16 protein-coding genes are annotated in these 17,612 nt (G+C 36.4%); all 16 read right to left on the bottom strand.

Annotated elements, in window-relative coordinates:
* Positions 1–11: 11 nt before the first annotated feature.
* Complete coding sequence (locus ACGHIY_RS03995; RefSeq protein ID WP_008600791.1) at positions 12–1,151, bottom strand: S41 family peptidase; 1,140 nt, start codon at positions 1,149–1,151, stop codon at positions 12–14.
* Position 1,152: 1 nt separating this feature from the next.
* Positions 1,153–2,334, bottom strand: a complete 1,182-nt coding sequence (locus tag ACGHIY_RS03990) for a murein hydrolase activator EnvC (protein ID WP_004693169.1) — start codon at positions 2,332–2,334, stop codon at positions 1,153–1,155.
* A 5-nt stretch (positions 2,335–2,339) separates the two neighbouring features.
* A complete protein-coding gene (ftsX, locus tag ACGHIY_RS03985) occupies positions 2,340–3,227 on the bottom strand; it encodes a permease-like cell division protein FtsX (protein ID WP_004693167.1) in 888 nt (295 codons plus the stop codon).
* The gene (gene ftsE, locus ACGHIY_RS03980; RefSeq protein ID WP_004693165.1) at positions 3,217–3,903 is read right to left on the bottom strand and encodes a cell division ATP-binding protein FtsE; all 687 of its coding nucleotides are present in this window, start codon (positions 3,901–3,903) and stop codon (positions 3,217–3,219) included. The genes ftsX and ftsE overlap by 11 nt, the downstream gene beginning before the upstream one ends.
* A 14-nt stretch (positions 3,904–3,917) precedes the next feature.
* Positions 3,918–4,850, bottom strand: a complete 933-nt coding sequence (locus tag ACGHIY_RS03975) for a transketolase family protein (RefSeq protein ID WP_390525733.1) — start codon at positions 4,848–4,850, stop codon at positions 3,918–3,920.
* Positions 4,850–5,686: a transketolase gene (locus ACGHIY_RS03970; RefSeq protein WP_390525732.1), complete on the bottom strand. Its 837-nt coding sequence runs from the start codon at positions 5,684–5,686 to the stop codon at positions 4,850–4,852. The genes ACGHIY_RS03975 and ACGHIY_RS03970 overlap by 1 nt, the downstream gene beginning before the upstream one ends.
* Positions 5,687–5,719: 33 nt before the next feature.
* On the bottom strand, positions 5,720–6,820 hold the full coding sequence (csaB, locus tag ACGHIY_RS03965) for a polysaccharide pyruvyl transferase CsaB (protein WP_004693157.1): 1,101 nt from the start codon (positions 6,818–6,820) through the stop codon (positions 5,720–5,722).
* Complete coding sequence (locus ACGHIY_RS03960; RefSeq protein WP_390525731.1) at positions 6,813–8,855, bottom strand: DUF5693 family protein; 2,043 nt, start codon at positions 8,853–8,855, stop codon at positions 6,813–6,815. The genes csaB and ACGHIY_RS03960 overlap by 8 nt, the downstream gene beginning before the upstream one ends.
* 12 nt (positions 8,856–8,867) lie before the next feature.
* Positions 8,868–9,563, bottom strand: coding sequence for an LmeA family phospholipid-binding protein (locus tag ACGHIY_RS03955; RefSeq protein WP_119562912.1), 696 nt, complete (start codon positions 9,561–9,563; stop codon positions 8,868–8,870).
* Positions 9,564–9,571: 8 nt separating this feature from the next.
* Positions 9,572–10,679, bottom strand: a protein-coding gene (gene prfB, locus ACGHIY_RS03950; RefSeq protein WP_390525730.1) for a peptide chain release factor 2 whose coding sequence is annotated in 2 segments (ribosomal slippage) — positions 9,572–10,621 and positions 10,623–10,679 — 1,107 coding nt in all. Because the reading frame shifts where the segments join, the coding sequence is not laid out codon by codon here.
* A gap of 120 nt (positions 10,680–10,799) precedes the next feature.
* Positions 10,800–13,235 (bottom strand): preprotein translocase subunit SecA, encoded by a 2,436-nt coding sequence (gene secA / locus ACGHIY_RS03945; RefSeq protein ID WP_390525729.1) that lies wholly within the window; start codon positions 13,233–13,235, stop codon positions 10,800–10,802.
* 218 nt (positions 13,236–13,453) lie between these two features.
* Positions 13,454–13,981 carry a ribosome hibernation-promoting factor, HPF/YfiA family gene (hpf, locus tag ACGHIY_RS03940; RefSeq protein WP_004693058.1) on the bottom strand — a complete coding sequence of 176 codons (528 nt, stop codon included), beginning with the start codon at positions 13,979–13,981 and terminating at the stop codon, positions 13,454–13,456.
* Between the two features lie 241 nt (positions 13,982–14,222).
* Positions 14,223–14,420 carry a cold shock domain-containing protein gene (locus ACGHIY_RS03935; RefSeq protein ID WP_004693056.1) on the bottom strand — a complete coding sequence of 66 codons (198 nt, stop codon included), beginning with the start codon at positions 14,418–14,420 and terminating at the stop codon, positions 14,223–14,225.
* 514 nt (positions 14,421–14,934) lie between these two features.
* A complete protein-coding gene (locus ACGHIY_RS03930) occupies positions 14,935–15,660 on the bottom strand; it encodes an amino acid ABC transporter ATP-binding protein (protein WP_316591761.1) in 726 nt (241 codons plus the stop codon).
* Positions 15,657–16,313, bottom strand: a complete 657-nt coding sequence (locus ACGHIY_RS03925; protein ID WP_004693053.1) for an amino acid ABC transporter permease — start codon at positions 16,311–16,313, stop codon at positions 15,657–15,659. The genes ACGHIY_RS03930 and ACGHIY_RS03925 overlap by 4 nt, the downstream gene beginning before the upstream one ends.
* Before the next feature lie 11 nt (positions 16,314–16,324).
* On the bottom strand, positions 16,325–17,131 hold the full coding sequence (locus ACGHIY_RS03920; protein ID WP_024061785.1) for a basic amino acid ABC transporter substrate-binding protein: 807 nt from the start codon (positions 17,129–17,131) through the stop codon (positions 16,325–16,327).
* Positions 17,132–17,612 lie beyond the last annotated feature (481 nt).

Below are 17,612 nucleotides of genomic sequence, written 5' to 3'. Positions count from 1 at the left end.
ACTCCTATGCATTATTGCTGTAATAGCTCTAATGCTTTTTTAATTTGAATATCATCTAATGTACTAGATGGATGTACACCTTTTGGTAAATCGATTTCTACATCAGGTTTAATACCTGTTCCATCAATAACACGATCACTTGGCGTGTGGTACTTAGCAATAGTTACTTTAATTCCTTCATCATCTAAACTAGGGAAAATAGTTTGAACGGTACCTTTACCATATGTATTAGTACCTACGATAGTGCCTAATTTACGATCTTGAACAGCCCCTGCTATGATTTCTGATGCACTAGCAGAGCCCTTATTAACTAAAACAACCAATGGCATAGCTACATCAGGTCCATCTGACTTATAAGTATCCTTTTTACCTGATCGATTTTGTACTGTTACGAGTGTACCTGGAGGCATAATATAGTTAGATATCTTTTCAGTAGTAGATAATAAACCGCCTGGATTATCTCGTAGGTCCAAGACAAGGGCCTTCATACCTTGAGATTGAAGCTCTTTATATTGAGTGGCAAAATCTTCTGCGGTATTTTCTGCAAACTGACTAATACGAATATATCCAACTGTGCTAGTAAGCATTTTACTTTTAACAGTAGGCAAAACTATGGATTCACGAGTGATATCAAAATGCAACTTTTCACCATTACGTTCAATATCTAAAGATACGGTAGTACCAGCTTCGCCACGAATACGAGAAGATGCTTCCTCTACCGGAATTTCAGTAGTGGATTGTCCATCGATAGCAATAATGTGGTCTCCAGGTTTAATTCCAGCTTTAAAAGCTGGTTGGTCTTCCATTACGCTAACTGCATATAGACCTTTATCATCAGTACCAAGAACCATACCAACACCAGCATATGTTGCAGATGTTTGCATTTTCATGGATTTATATTCTTCTGCATTTAAATAAACACTATGTGGTTCTCCCAAAGAGTCAATTAACCCCTTTAGCATACCATCATAAAGGGTAGTTTTAGCCATAGGTGTCATAAAAACTTGACTCGCAGTATAATAGGCTATAAATAATCTTGGTAGCCCCCAGAATGAACCGGAAAGATACCAAAATGTAAGCCACATAATAACAATGCCAGAGCCTATATATTTCAATAGACTCCATAACACTGTACGTGTATCAAATTTCATATTATAAATATCCCATAGGATCCACAGGATCCCCACTTATACGAACTTCAAAATGTACATGTGGCCCTGTACTATTACCTGTGCTACCAGCATAGGCAATAACCTGACCCTTACCTACGTCTTGCCCTTCAGAGACAGCAAGTTCAGAATTATGTCCATAAAGAGTAGACATGCCATTACCATGATCGATAACTACGGCATAACCATAGCCACCCATCCAACCCGACCAAGCAACAGTACCACCATCTGCAGCATGAACAGGTGTACCTTCATCAACACCAATATCAATGCCAGAATGATAAATTGTAGTGCCCCAAATCGGATGTGTACGATAGCCATATGGAGAGGTAATTTCACCACTTACAGGCCAGCCAAGTTGACCAGACCCTTGTACCCAAGAGTAAGTTGGTGAAGATTGTTGAGCCGCTGCTGCAGCACGAGCAGCGGCACGCTCTGCTTGACGTGCTTTCAATAACGCTGTAATCTGTGCAGAAGATGCATTTAATTCTTCTACTGCTTGCATTGCTGTAGCACGATCATTTTGAGCCTTTTGAAGAACTACCTCACGTTCTTTCTTCTTTTGCTCTATTTCAGCTCGTTTTGCCGCAGCTGCTTTTTCAAGCTCAACTAGTTTTGCGCGAGACTGTTCTAGTGCTTGCTTTCGAGCCGCTATTTCAGCGCGCTCTTTTTTGATTTCCTCAATTAATTTAATATCAGAATCAATAATTCGTTTTAAAATTTCTAAACGATTAGCAAAGTCTGTAAAATCTTTAGATCCAATAACTACATCTAAGTAACTTAAACGACCGTTAATATAAATATCACGTACACGCTTATAAAATACGGCTTCTCGCCCTTCTAGTCGCTTTTGTGCTTCAGCAAGTAATTTTTCATTCACTGTAATATCATTTTCAACAGCTATACGTTGTTGTTGAATAGAATCCAATTGTTGCTGAGCCTGACGTAATTGTTCTTCGATTTGACGTAACTGTTCGGATACACTGACTATTACAGTTTCAGCATCTGCCTTTTTAGCATTTTGTTGATTAACTTGTTGTTGAATTGAATCAAGTTGATTTGTTAAATCTTCGTCCTCTGCAACGATGTATAATGGTGTTCCCAATACCACTATACCAGTCAAAATTGCCGCTACGAAGCGAGATTTAAATATACTATTATTCATAAACATTACACCTTCATGTATTGTTTCAAAGAAATAGTACTACCAATAGCACCTACTACTATGCCGCCACCTAAGATATAAAGGGCTACATCATAGAAGAATGGGAACATTGGTACTAAAGGGAAGAATGCTAATGATTCAGAAACTTCCATTGTGATGAAGTGATAAAATTCACCAACGCAAAGAACGGCAATGATAGCACCAATTAAGCCTAACAACATGCCTTCAATCAAAAATGGCCAACGAATAAATCCATTAGTAGCACCTACATATTTCATGATTGCAATTTCTTTACGACGTGCGAATACAGTCAACCGAATTGTATTTGAAATGATGAATAGTGTTGCAGCTGCTAGGAAAGCAATCAATACAATCCCACCAATACGAATTACTTGCGTAATGCGGAAAAGCTCTTCTACAATATCTTGACCATAATGTGTACTTTCTACGCCTTGGAATGTCGTAGCTAATTTTGCAGTTGCTTTTACATCGCTAGGATTATCAAAGGTTAACACATACGAGTTAGGCAACGGATTTACATCACCTAAAGCATTCACCAATTGTTGCTGATCACCAAGGCGTTCTTTGAACTCCTTCATAGCTTGCTCTTTATTAACAAATTCTAAATGCTTTAAGTTAGGTATAGCCTTAATTTGCTTTCCTACTGCCATAATTTGATCAGTTGTTAAGCCATCCTTTAAGTAAATACTTAATTGTACTTGATTTTCTAGACTGGATGCCATGTTATTCAAATTAATGACACCACAAAGGAATACACCGAGCATAAATAAGGATAAAGCCACTGTAGAAATGGACGCTAATGTCATAAGTCCATTACGTTTCATAGACTTCAGTGCTTCTTTAAAATAGTATTTTATCGTTCTAGGCTTCATTAATTTCTGCACCTCTCATATTATCACTTTGAACACGGCCGTCTTTTAAACGAATAACGCGTTTATTCAAGTATGAAACAAGATCCATATTATGGGTAACCATAATAACGGTAGTGCCGAAATTGTTAATATGCTTAAACAATTCAACAATATCCTTACTAGTATCAGGATCAAGGTTACCAGTAGGTTCATCAGCAATTAATACTGTTGGGCGATTAACAATTGCACGCGCAATAGCAACACGTTGTTGTTCGCCGCCAGAAAGATCCTCTGGTAAGTCATTAGCCTTCTCAGATAAACCAACAAGGTCTAATACATGACTCACCTTTTCTTTAATGATTTTTGGTTTTTCTTCAATAACTTCAAGAGCAAAAGCAATATTCTCTGCTACCGTTTTATTAGGCAATAATCGGAAGTCTTGGAATACAACGCCAAGCTTTCTCCGCAATTTAGGAATTTTACTGCGCTTCATACGCGTAACATCAAAGTCATCAACAATAACAGTACCAGCATCTGGCACTACCTCATGCGTTAATAACTTAAATAATGTTGATTTCCCTGCACCACTGTGACCACAAACGAGAACAAATTCACCATCGTTAATGGTTAAACACACATCGTCTAATGCAACAGAACCATTATCATAGACTTTACTAACATTCTTAAATTCAATCATGGGATCCCCTTTGATTATTTACGAGCGATTACACGTTTTACGGCTTCTACAATATCATTGGCAGTTAAGCCATACTTTGCCATTAGTTCTTTTGGTGTTCCACTCTCCCCAAATGTATCTTGGACACCAACGAATTCCATAGGTACAGGCTTATTAGATACTACTACTTCAGATACAGCAGAACCGAGGCCACCAATAATATTATGTTCTTCAGCTGTAACGATAGCACCAGTTTCCGTAGCGGCTTTTATAATTGCTTCAGCATCAATAGGTTTAATAGATGCCATATTAATAACACGTGCAGATATATTAGATTCAGATAAAGTTTTAGATGCCTCTACAGCAGGTCCAACTAATGCACCACAAGCAATAATTGTAGCATCAAAACCATCTACCAAAATAGTAGATTTACCTGGCACAAATGAGTAGCCTTCTGTTGTTACATCATCTACACCAGCACGCCCCAAACGAACGTATACTGGGCCGTTATAAGATGCAGCCCATTCGATAACAGCCTCTGTTTCACGCTCATCAGCAGGTACCACTACAGTCATATTTGGCAATGTACGCATACAGGAAATATCCTCTAAACTTTGGTGCGTTGCACCATCCTCACCAACAGTAATGCCCGCATGTGTAGCACATACTTTCACGTTTAATTTAGGATAGCATACAGCATTGCGAATTTGTTCAAATGCACGTCCTGTAGCAAACATGGAGAAAGATGATACAAATGGTATCTTACCTGCCGCTGCAAGTCCAGCACCAACAGAAATCAAGTTTTGCTCTGCAATACCTACGTTAAAGAAACGTTCTGGGCACACAGCTTTAAATGTGTCTGTTTTAGTAGATTTGGATAAATCCGCATCTAGTACGATAATATTAGTATTCTCTTTACCAATGCGAGCTAGCGCATTACCATATGCTTCACGTGTTGCTTTACCCATTATTGCACCCCCATAATTTCATTAACAAAGGCTACACCTTGCTCTTCACTTGGTGCTTTACCATGCCAGCCTGCTTGACCTTCCATCTCTTCAACGCCTTTACCCTTTACAGTATGCATGATAATACATGTTGGGCCTTCTGTGAAAGCTTTCGCAGCTTCAATAGCATTATGAAGCTCATCAAGGTCATGACCATTAACTTCAATAACATTCCAATTAAAAGCTTTGAACTTTTCTGGAATTGGTAATGGAGAAAGAACTTTAGTAATGTCACCATCAATTTGAAGACCGTTAAAATCGACAAAAGCTGTCAAATTATTCAGTTTATAAAAGCCAGCAAACATTGCAGCTTCCCACACTTGACCTTCTTCCAGCTCACCATCACCAAGAATAGAGTATACACGGTAATCTGCATTATCAATTTTGCCTGCCAATGCCATACCACAAGCCGCAGAAATGCCTTGTCCTAAAGAACCTGTAGACATATCTACACCTGGTGTGTGTTTCATATCAGGGTGGCCTTGTAACATATGATTAATTTTACGTAAGTTCAAGAGTTCTTCTTTAGGGAAATAACCTTTTTCAGCCAATGTAGCGTATAGTGCAGGCGCTGCATGACCTTTAGAAAGGACAAAACGATCTCTATTAGGAGCTTTTGGATTTGCTGGATCTACATTCATCTCAACATAGTACAACAAGGCCATCACATCGGCGATGGATAATGAACCACCTGGGTGACCGGATTTCGCTGCCGTTACAGACTGTACAATACCAACGCGAATAGCTTTTGCCTTCTCTTGAACTAATTGTTTAACATCTTGTGTTAATGTAGCCATAGAGACCTCACTTTCTGGATAAAATCCAATATATTAATAATCTTTAAGTAATGAAATAGCAATTTCTGCATTGCGTTGGGAATCTACACGCAATGATTCAATGCGATCATAAGATGCTTGATACTCCTCACGAGAATTCAACAATTTATGACACCATTGATATAAGGCTTCTTCACGCAAATGAGTCATTGTGCCAATAGGCTCTTGACCAATCATATGTAAAAAGCTTGTAATTTTAGGATCATAGGAAATACCAATAACTGGTTTTCCCATTAAAGAACTAAAAACTAAAGCGTGAAGACGTATACCAATCATGAGGTCCACATTTCCAGATAATGACACTTGTTGCTCTGTAGAGAACGGACCTTCTAGCACAATAGCGCCATTCGGCATATAGCTGGCAATGATCTTAGCCTCTTTTGTATCCTCAGGATGTGACATAGGAATAAAGATAATTTCCACATTATCTTGTTCTTGTAATCTGCTCAATACATTAGCTAAGGATTCTCTATACTCTGTATCCTCTTTCCAACTACGAACCGCCACACCAATTCGTTTACGTTGTTCATCTGCTTCAGATATTTTAGATATATACCCTTTCAGAATATGAGAGCCAATTGAAAGATCTGCTGGTTGCATGGCCAATACCGCATCTGCAGTAACTTCTACATCTTCAATTCCCAAAGAAACTAGTTCATCCTTTGAAATAGAATCTCTAACTGTAATAGTATCTACAAAACGCAATACAAATCCAACGGCACGACGTGTTGATGAACGATTTAAAGGACCAATACCTTGGGAGTATAGCATTACTTTTTTCCCAAGCAACTTTGCTAACGCCATAATACTTAAGTAATAGTAAGTATTGCGAATACTAGTAGCATCTTGTAATAAACTACCACCACCACTAATAACAAGATCCGAATGAGCAATTGCTTTTAAGATACCCAATGCAGAAAATGTACCTACAGCATTAATATTATGCTTTTTACTAGTCTCTTTAGGATTACCAGAAATTACAGTAATATGTGCATCAGCCTCTTCTTTACGAATAGCATCGATAATAGCACAAAGCATGGCCTCATCACCAGCATTACCAAAGCCATAATAACCAGAGATAACAATATTACTCATGGTCAACCTCCCTAGCTTGGAACCATTGTGTTACGTACATCATAAACCGTACTGCGATGATAAGAAGCACTCCAAAAAGGGCGCCAATTAACAAACCATCATAACCACGCATGATGGACATGAATACTGGCGTTCTAAGATGACAGAAGGTTTCAACCATCGAAGCAATGCCAATAACACCAGCTAGAGTTAACAAGAAATGAATTACTGTAGGCCACTTACGCATGAACGCAAAGGTAGCTAGCATTAAAGCAGGATGACCAATAATGAACTCTTTTTCACGCGGTCTCGCATACATTGTATTTTCAAGAAAACGACGTAGCATAAGTTCAAAGCCTGGTACAGGAACACCTGCAGTGTGTCCACTACGGCCAACAAATACCCATACTGCACCACCAAGTGCTGCTATTATAAAGAATACATATAATTTAACATCCATAGTTAAGAATTCCACTACAAATGTTTTCGCTTCTTCTTTGGAATTAATCATGCGGTCGTTCCACAATGGGAATCGTTGAAGGTACGCAATAATAACTAAAATAATTGGCAGAACAAAGGTCAACTTAACACCTCTAAAGAGAGCAAACTCCATAAAGAATTTCGTATTGCCCAATAAAGATGCGATATACATTCCGCCAATAGCAGCAAATAATGCAGCAATTACAAGATATAATAAGGCAAGAATAGTAGACTTAATGGCACCTAATGGACGTGCACCATCATAACGGCGCCACTCTTCCATCAAGCGTATCATAGCACCTACAGGAGCCATAATAGCACTAGATAGAGCCCATATTTGAGTAATTAAGGTACCACTTGTAAGAATAAATACAACAATGGATGCCAAAGAAATGCCAAAAAAGGCCACAAGTTGCGTATGCTTAGACATTGGTAACATCATTTGTAGAACATATACAAAAAGTGCTATAGCCCCGATCATTGTAATAACTACTAATAATGGATTTGGTGTATAAGCAGGATAAATATCCGCTGGACCAAATTCATAACCTTTTACAGCCAATTTCTCTGTAGCTATGTTAATATAGTTGATTGTAGTCTGTAATACAGTTTCATTATTTATACCTGTTTCATACATCGGAAACAAGTTAAAACGAATATTTCGCTCTATATCACTAATGTAAAAGCGTTGTGCCGCTTCTTCAGGGGTAATTTTCTTTAACTCCTCTTTAGCGATAGTATACACACGACCTACACTATAATTATTTTTGGCCGCCATTTCCAAGAAACCTTGTTGTGGCTCATACTGCAACTGATTTACAGCTTCGATACCAACTAGTGGAATATGGTTTTTATTTAGTAATGCTAATGTTTCATCCGTTAAATTAGGTGCACCTAGAGCTTCTTTACCAGCAAAAATCATCCCTGTTACATGAGGAATGCCTTCAAGTCGTTTAAATACATATTGAATATCTTCAGATGTTACGTTTCTATAGTTTGTTGGACGAACGATAACATTGAAACCACGATCTGCAACCTCTTGTGCTTGCAACTTTGAAATACCAAGATTCATCTTTGCATAGCTATCTGCTGTTGCACCATACAATTCAAGAACAGGACCAATACTTGTATTAAGCTCTTTCACCTTGTCCTTGCCAATACGGTGGTATAAATCCTCTCGAATTTCTTTATAATAACCTTCTTTACCTGAAATTAATGCCACATAAGTCGCCCCAGGTTTAATCGAAGCGCCATTAACACGAACAGAGTCCATCTCTTCAGAGCTTAATACTTTAACTTGGCCCGCATCTTTTGCTTTTTCTAACGTGCGATCATAAATAGCAAAAGCAGTCACACCAGCATTACGTAATGCATCAAAAGCTTCTTGTTGACTACGCTTTTCAAAGGCGCTGGCTCGTAAAACTGCATCATAGTCTACAATATTTTCAATATGATTTTGAGATTTTTCAATCTGATGGCGTTCAAATACTAAGTATAAGGAAGATAAAAGACCTATAATAATACAAAGTATAAGAATCCATGAGTACTTACTTTTTTGTGCGTTCCGATAATTCACGACAAATCCTTTCTAGTTGAGTACAGGTTTAACTTTAATGAGAATTTCACCATTATCAACAGTTAAACTTTCTGCTTTTACAGGAATTGGAAAATTGTTAAAGTCATAAATTTGAGTACTTTCTAACACATTAGATGTCATACCAGGAATTGTAGCACCATTTATGGTGAACTTTTTAGGTGAAAACAATAATGTGTTGCCCTTTAACTCTAAATTCCCATCTAATTTAACATCCCCTTTAAACACCATGCCTACATTCATTTTACCGGTTAGGCTGATATTATCTTTACTAATGTCAACTTGTACGTCTTGAATATCACTACCTGCTTCATTACTTAAGAAAGTCGCTAAATCAGCTTTATTAATAGTCCCATCAATACTAGCATTCCCAACACTAACGATATCAATTTGTTGACTAGCTAATAAAGAAATTGGATTAACAAGAATTTGTTTAGCATCAAATCGGAAGCTAGCAAAATTCAATTTACCCAGTTTAATATTCTCCAAAGTGCCATAAACACGATCCACCTCACCATATAAAATTTTGAAAGCAGGTTGAGCCTCAACATTTACTGTTTGAGCCGTTGGTTTCAATGTTTCATTTAATTGACTTTCAATACGAGAGCCAATAAAAGATGGTAATAAAAATTGGGATGCCACTACAAGAGCAATAATTAGCACTAATAGGAATAGTAAAAACTTTTTCATAGTATCTCCTAAATTGTTAAGTTAGCCTCTTTTTTTAAGAAACCTTCGATAAATGGGTCTAAGTTGCCATCCATAACAGCTTGAACATTACCAGTTTCTACACTAGTACGATGATCCTTAACAAGATTATATGGATGGAATACATAGGAACGAATTTGACTCCCCCACTCAATTGCTTGGTAGGTACCTCCAATCTGTTCTTTAAGTTCAGCTTGCTTTTCAAGCTCTAACTCAAATAGTTTCGCCCGTAACAAACGTAAAGCTTGTTCTCTATTCTGCATTTGAGAACGTTGTGTTTGGCATTGTACTACAATACCTGTTGGCTTATGTGTCATACGAACAGCAGAATCGGTTTTATTAATATGCTGACCACCAGCGCCACTAGCACGATATGTATCAACTTGAACGTCTTTCATATCAATATTAATTTCTACAGTATCATCGATTTCAGGCATTACATCGACAGCAGCAAATGATGTGTGACGTCGAGCCGCGGCATCAAATGGTGAAATACGAACGAGACGATGCACACCTTTCTCAGACTTCAAGTAACCAAAAGCATTTTCACCTTTAACAAGGAATGTAGCAGATTTTATCCCTGCTTCATCACCAGGTTGTTCATCCATTAACTCGATGGAGAAGCCAGATTTTTCAGCCCAGCGCAAGTACATGCGAATCAACATAGAACACCAATCTTGTGCCTCCGTCCCACCAGCACCAGAATGAAATGTTAAAATAGCATTATTTGCATCATATTCACCACTTAACAATAAAAGTACTTCTTGCTTCTCCAAGGTTTCTTCTATTTGCTTAACATATTCCTTGATTTCACTCTCCATGGAGAGGTCATCTTCATCTATAGCTATTTCAAGCATCACATTAGCATCTTCAATATCACTAACAAGTTGCTTATAGCTTTCTACAGCATTTTTTAGTTGTGTGGCCTCTTGAGAAATCTCACGAGCTTTATCTGGATTATCCCAAAATGTCGGATCACTCATCTGTACATCAAGTGTAAATATTCGGTCTTTCTTCTGAGCGATGTTAAAGTGAATCCCTCATCCCATAAATGCGTTCTTCTAGATTAGAAATAATCGGTTTTAAATCTTCTAACAATTTATGTTCACCACCTTTAGTTAATTAGCCTATTACATCAATAAACTATTACCTTAACAAAATAGAAAAATGGCCGTTGCCCAGTGGAAATCCCTTTGAGCAACGTGCCATTCACAAATCTTAATCTATGTTTTGTGGCTCCAACACATCTTCATGATGGGATTGTGCACCTTCTAAGTGATCAACTGGTTCTTCGATTTCTTGAATCAATTGTGCACGAATTTTGTATAATGCCATGATTGTATCATCTTGAATAGCTGCAATCATGTTTTGGAACATATCAAAAGCTTCAAACTTATATTCTACCAACGGATTCTTTTGACCATATGCACGAAGGCCAATACCTTCTCGTAACATATCCATATTATCCAAATGTTCCATCCATTTATTATCAACAACGCGCAACATAATCGCCTTTTCAAGTTGACTAAACATAGCCTCTCCAAGCATATCAACGCGATCTTGATACTCTTCATGAGCAATTTCTAATAAGCGTTCTAATAAGTCTTGACGACTATATTCTTCCATATCTTGAGAAGACATAATCTCTTCTGTTAAGAAATATTGACTTAAATGTTTATAGAGACCTTCATAATCCCATTCTTCTGGATAGAGCTTTTCATCAGCATAAGCATCTACAGATTCGGTAACAAGCTTGTCAATCATTTCATTAATTGTTTCACGCAAGGATTCGTTACGTAAAATACGGCGTCGTTGTTCGTATAATACTTCACGTTGTTGATTCATAACATCATCATACTCAAGTACATATTTACGAATATTATAGTTATGATCCTCTACTTTCTTTTGAGCACGTTCAATAGATTTAGTAATCAAAGAATGCTCGATAGGTTCATCCTCTTCCATACCAAGTTTATCCATGATACCTGTAATATTGTCAGCACCAAAGATACGCATTAAGTCATCTTCTAATGATAAGAAGAATTGAGAAGAACCAGGATCCCCTTGACGACCAGCACGTCCGCGTAATTGATTATCAATACGTCGGCTTTCATGGCGTTCTGTCCCCAAAATGGCTAACCCACCTAGTTCTGGCACACCTTCTCCAAGAGTAATATCAGTACCACGGCCAGCCATATTAGTAGCGATTGTTACCATTCCCATTTGGCCAGCAGCTGCAACGATTTCTGCTTCTTGTTCATGATGTTTAGCATTCAATACTTTATGAGGTACACCTGCACGCAACAACATATCTGAAAGTTCTTCAGACTGTGTAATAGATGTAGTACCAATCAAAATAGGTTGCCCTATTTGGTGGCGTTCTACTGCATTACGTACTACGGCACGATATTTAGCAGCTTTAGTTTTAAAAATCTGATCTGGCAAATCCATCCGGATTAAAGGCTTATTCGGTGGAATTGGTATAACCTCTAATCCATAAATATCGATAAATTCTTTTTCTTCTGTTTTAGCAGTACCTGTCATACCTGCTAATTTATCATACATACGGAAATAGTTCTGGAATGTGACAGATGCTAAAGTTTGGCTTTCGCGTTCAACTTTCAAACCTTCTTTAGCCTCAATAGCCTGATGCAAACCATCAGAATAACGGCGTCCAAACATCAAACGGCCCGTAAACTCATCGACGATAACAACTTCACCATCTTTAACCACATAATCAGTATCACGATGCATCATAGCATAAGCACGCAAAGAAGCACCAAGCAAATGATTCAACTCGATATTTTCTGCATCATATAGGTTTTCAACGCCAAGCATTTTTTCAACCTTTGCGATGCCAGAATCTGTAGGGGCAATAGTTTTTTGTTTTTCATCGATAACATAGTCTTCATCTTTTATAAGGTGAGGAACAATTTTAGCCAATTTATAATAATTATCAGTGGAACGTTGACCAGGACCTGAGATAATTAATGGTGTTCTTGCTTCATCAATAAGAATGGAGTCTACTTCATCCACAATGGCATAATTCAATGGTCGTTGTACCATTTGAACAACATCGGTTACCATGTTATCGCGTAAATAGTCAAAACCAAACTCATTATTTGTACCATATGTAATATCACACGCATAGGCTTCTTTACGTTGATTAAAGTCAAGATTAGCCACAATAAGGCCCGTGGAAAGTCCTAAGAAATTATATAAACGTCCCATTTGCTCGCTATCACGAGTCGCCAAATAATCATTTACTGTTACAACGTGTACACCCTTACCGGTCAATGCATTCAAATATACGGGCAATGTAGCTACTAATGTTTTACCTTCACCAGTACGCATCTCCGCGATATTACCATTATGCAGGCAAATGCCCCCCATTAACTGTACATCGAAATGACGCATGCCTAAAACGCGTTTAGATGCTTCACGAACTACAGCAAATGCTTCTGGCAATAGGTCGTCTAACGTTTCCCCTTTTTGCAAACGACGTTTAAACTCATCAGTTTTTGCCACTAAGTTAGCATCACTTAATTTAATATAATTAGGTTCAATTTCATTAATATGATCTGCAATAGCACGCATTTTTTTAATTTCTTTTGCGTTATTATTGCCTAATAGCCTTTGTAAAAAGCTTAACAAACAAATCACTCCTCTACGGGACATCTTACATTATTTTATCTAACTTATTATAACGAAAAAGCCTTGAATAGTCAAAGAATTCAAGGCATTTCAAGATTATTTATAATATTATTTTGGCAAAAAAGGTGGATGACTATTTTAAGTCATCCACCTTAATATAATAATCGGCTGATTTAAAGTAGAAAGGAGTTAGGATTAAGTTCAGCCGACATTATATATTATTGAAGTTCTGGCTCGATCAAACCATAGAAACCATCATGTCTACGATATACAACGTTCATCGATTCAGTTTCAGCATTGAAGAACATAAAGAAATCATGACCAATAAGATTCATTTGTAAAATCGCTTCCTCAACATCCATAGGACGCACAACAAAATGTTTGCGTTTTACAACTTCAATAGTTTCTTCTTCCACAGGAGTTGCCAAAGTTTCAGGATGGAAAGCTTCTTGTTTTTTGAAACGTTTAGCCAAACGAGTTTTATATTTATGGATTTGGCGAACAATTTTATCTACTACTAAATCAATAGCTGCATACATATCATCGTTAGTTTCCACACCACGAAGAACGATTTTATCAACAAAGCATGTAAGTTCAATTGTAGATTTATCTTTTACAACGGATAAAACCGCTTGTGCATTTAACTCATCATCGAAGTAACGAGTCAATTTACTCAATCTTTTTTCGATATATGCTCTTAAGGCATCTGTTACTTCAATGTTTTTTCCTCTAATTGCTACTTTCATAAGTCAACACCCTTTCTAAAAATCATCCACGAGATGCGAGTGTGTGGTATTATATAACCTTATCTCTCGTGTTATATTTAGTATTTCTACATCCAACTGTAAAACTCCTTCTTTTTTATCTAAAAATCTTATATTTTTTGTAGAATTATGTATAAAATGTATATAGAAAATCAAAAACCCTGATAGTATATACTATCAGGGTCCAATTATATATTGTTTTTATAATTTTTTTGGTATGTAGTTACGCTTTAACAACGTTAGCGGCTTGAGGTCCACGGTTTCCATCAACAATCTCAAATTCTACATTTTGACCTTCAGTCAAAGATTTGAAACCTTCGTCTTGGATTGCAGAGTAGTGTACAAATACATCGCTACCGTCTTCACGTTCAATAAAACCATAACCTTTTTCTGCGCTGAACCATTTTACTTTACCTAACATGGTAACATCCTCCTAAAAATATATATATTGTCTTGCTGTCTTGCTCTATATGTGTATCATAACACAGCATGTATAAAATATCAAACAACAATATTTACATTTTTAATGAATATACAAACACTAGAAATAAGAATATCATTTGCTGTAAATCTCAACAATCCCTATATCTATACATGTTATAAATAATTATATACACCCTATAAATTAATTGTATATTTTTATAATCAAAAATATGTGAATTAAAAATTATTATTTTAAAAAATGACTGTATAAATTATTGTTATATCACAAATATTTATAGCAATAATCGTGTTTTTCAGATTAATCTACCCTGTAAATCTTTATACAAACTCTTTATAATTAATAAATTCAGTCTAAAAGTTATCAAATATATTAATAGATATTAAGCTATACATATATAATAAAAATTAATATAAATAGATAGGTTAAATTTAATGTAAAAAAACAGGAAGCAATTTCTAATTCTAGAATTTGCTTCCTATAATTATATTATTTAATCTAACAAAATTTTATCTAAGAATGATTTTGTTCTTTCATTGGTAGGTGCATCAAATACGCGTTCAGGTGTATTATCTTCTAAAATCAAGCCACCATCAACAAATAACACTCTATCCGCTACCTTTTTCGCAAAGCCCATTTCATGAGTAACGATGACCATCGTCATACCTTCCTCAGCTAAAGACTTCATAACATCTAGCACTTCACTAACCATTTCAGGATCAAGAGCTGAAGTAGGTTCATCAAAAAGCATTACTTTTGGTTTCATAGCTAAAGCACGAGCAATAGCAACACGCTGCTTTTGACCGCCTGACAAAGAATCAGGGTATGCATTGGCTTTATCCGCCAAGCCTACTCGATCAAGTAAAGCTATACCTATCTTCTTAGCCTCTTCCATAGATGTTTTACGAACCTTAGTTTGAGCTAAGGTAAGGTTTTCCATAACCGTCATATGCGGGAACAAATTAAAGTTTTGGAATACCATTCCTACTTCAGCACGAACGTCATTTAACTTTTTCTTATCAGAAAGATCCATGCCATCTACGATAACCTTACCAGATGTAGGTTCTTCTAAATAGTTCATAGTGCGCAGTACCGTACTTTTACCAGAACCAGAAGGGCCGATGATTACAACTACTTGACCTTGTTCAATATGTAAATTAATACCTTTTAGTACTTCATTTTTACCAAAAGATTTATGTACATTTTCTAATTTAATCATTTAATGCTATATTTCCTTTCAAGATATCCAACTAATTGTGAGATAGTCACTGTCATAATAAGGTAAATCACAGCAACCGTACCCCAGATTTCAAAGGATGCATAGGTTTTAGCAATGATTAATTGACCACGACGTGTCAACTCCTCGAAACCGATAACAGAAACTAAAGAGGAATCTTTCAACATGGCAATAAATTCGTTCCCTAAAGGAGGAATAATTGCTTTAAAAGCTTGAGGCATAATGATGTAACGCATGGTTTGTCCCCAAGTTAAACCAAGAGAACGGCCGGCCTCCATTTGACCTTTATCAATAGATTGAATACCTGCACGAAAAATTTCAGATACATAAGCACCAGAGTTAATACTACATGCGGTAACAGCCGCAATATATGGATCAATCCGTTGACCTGTAATCATAGGCAAGGCAAAATAGATTAGGAAAATTTGCACCAGTAATGGTGTACCACGAATGATATCTACATAACATTTTGCAAGCAATCTAACTAATCTAAATTTAGATAAATTTGCTAAAGATACTAAAAGACCGATAAAAAAGCCACAACCTACAGACATGGCTGTAATTTCTACAGTCACTAAAGCACCTTGTAACAAAAGCGGTAAATTATCCGCAATTAACCCCCAATTAAAACTCATAATCTCTCCTATTATTTAAATTCTAAAACTACTGGCATATCAGCAGGTGCATCTACATTAAACCATTTTTTATATAATGTATTAAATTCACCATCAGCCTTCATATCAGCAATTGCTTTATTGATTTCTTCTTGCAATGCTTTGTTATCCTTATTAATTGCTAAGCCCAAATATTCTTTAGTATTTGGATATGCCATAAATTTAATATGTTGGTCAGGATGCTTAGTACTGTAATATTGAGCTACAGGTAAATCGATTACAGTTGCATCTACTCCACCATTTTGTAATTCTAACAAAGCTTCATTACTATGGTCAAATTCTTTTACAGTAGTACCTTCAATTTTATGAGCTAAATCTGCACCAGTAGTACCTAATTGGGCTGCAATTTTTTTACCCTTTAAATCATCAAGAGAATTCACAGCCGTTCCATCTTTATATACTACTGCTAAGGCATTTTCATAATAAGGAGAAGAAAATAATACTTTTTCACTTCTCGCTTTTGTAATAGTCATACCAGATGCAGCAACATCAATATCATGTGTGTTCAAAGCTGGAATCAAAGCATCAAAAGCTACATTTTTTAGCTCTACATCTTTATTAATACGCTTACCGATCGCACGAATCAATTCAATATCAAAACCTGTATAATCTTGAGTTTTTTCATCTTTAAACTCAAATGGAACAAATGTAGCATTAGTGCCAACGACAAGTTTATTAGATGTAGGTTGATTAGAGGAACCACATCCACCAACTAAAGAAGCCGCCATCACTAACATACAACCGCCAAGAATTATTTTTTTTACTTTGCTATTTAACATATTATCAACCTCATTATTTTAACTTACTACTACTTTATAATAGTATATAGATTAAGTATAATTATGTCAATAATTTTGTATATAATTTTAGATGCAATCGCAAAATCTCTATATTTATATTTTAATTTTATACATTGTTTGTATAAATATTACATTCATGTATAAAAACTTTCCCATAGTTAGTGGTTTTCTATAGATTTTATAATATACAACTGTATAAAAAAAGCACATGAGAAAAGCCTCATGTGCCCCTATACGGCTGACCTGGTCTTTGCCCCCACACTCGCCTGCTGGAAGGTTCGCTCATAAGTCCAAGACTCCCCACTACTACCTCTCTCGATTTTATCGGCAGGACTTACACCTAAGCCGCACCATGCTCACAACCCTTTGGGCTGCTTATGTGGATCGTTTTGCCTGCGACTAGCCTCGACTTTCAACCACAGACCCGTATAGACGTATTATAAAGAATAACAGTATTCAT

Source organism: Veillonella parvula (genome assembly GCF_042850485.1).
Classification (GTDB): domain Bacteria; phylum Bacillota; class Negativicutes; order Veillonellales; family Veillonellaceae; genus Veillonella; species Veillonella parvula_Q.
This window is presented reverse-complemented; position numbering and strand designations above follow the sequence as displayed.